Below are 860 nucleotides of genomic sequence, written 5' to 3' on the forward strand. Positions count from 1 at the left end.
AACCTTCCATTGTTATTTGGTCTAGGTATCGCGATCGGCTTATCAAAAGACGGTCAAGGTGCTGCAGGTCTTGCTGGTGCGGTTACGTACTTCGTACTTACTGCGACAGCGTCAACAATCGATGCGTCAGTTAACATGTCATTCTTCGGTGGTATCATCGCAGGTATCATTGCTGGCCATTCTTACAACGCTTTCCATGCTACACGTCTTCCTGAGTGGCTAGCATTCTTCTCTGGTAAGCGCCTAGTGCCAATTATGGCTGGTTTGTTCGCCCTAGTTGCTGGTGCTGTTTCAGGTATTGTATGGCCAACAATCCAAGGTGGTCTAGATGCACTTGCTCACGGTATCTCTACTTCTGGCGCAATCGGTCAGTTTGTATACGGTACGCTTAACCGTGCTCTAATTCCTGTAGGTCTACACCACGTACTGAACTCTTTCTTCTGGTTTGGTATGGGTTCTTGTCAAGAAGTGCTAGTTTCTGGCGCAACAGCTGCTGGTCAAGCTCTTCCTGCACTACAACAACTTTGTGTTGACCCAGCTCTAGCTAAGACTCTTGTTGCAGGTCAAACTCACACATTTGAATTCGCTAACTCAGTAACTCCAGAAATTACAGCAACTGTTAAAGAAGTAACTGAAACAGTTAAATCTGGTGACCTACACCGTTTCTTCGGTGGTGATAAGAGCGCTGGTGTATTCATGAACGGTTTCTTCCCAGTAATGATGTTTGGTCTACCAGGTGCAGCACTTGCTATGTACCTAGCGGCTCCTGTTGAGAAACGTAGCCAAGTTGGTGGTGCATTGTTCTCTGTTGCATTCTGTTCATTCCTAACTGGTATCACAGAGCCTCTAGAGTTCATGTT

1 protein-coding gene is annotated in these 860 nt (G+C 46.3%); it reads left to right on the forward strand.

What is annotated here, in order from left to right:
• Positions 1-860, forward strand: an 860-nt coding sequence (locus R8O11_RS26260) for a PTS transporter subunit EIIC (protein WP_318194746.1), incomplete at both ends; no start/stop codon positions are given.

The sequence above is a fragment of the Vibrio sp. 1288 genome (assembly GCF_033344475.1).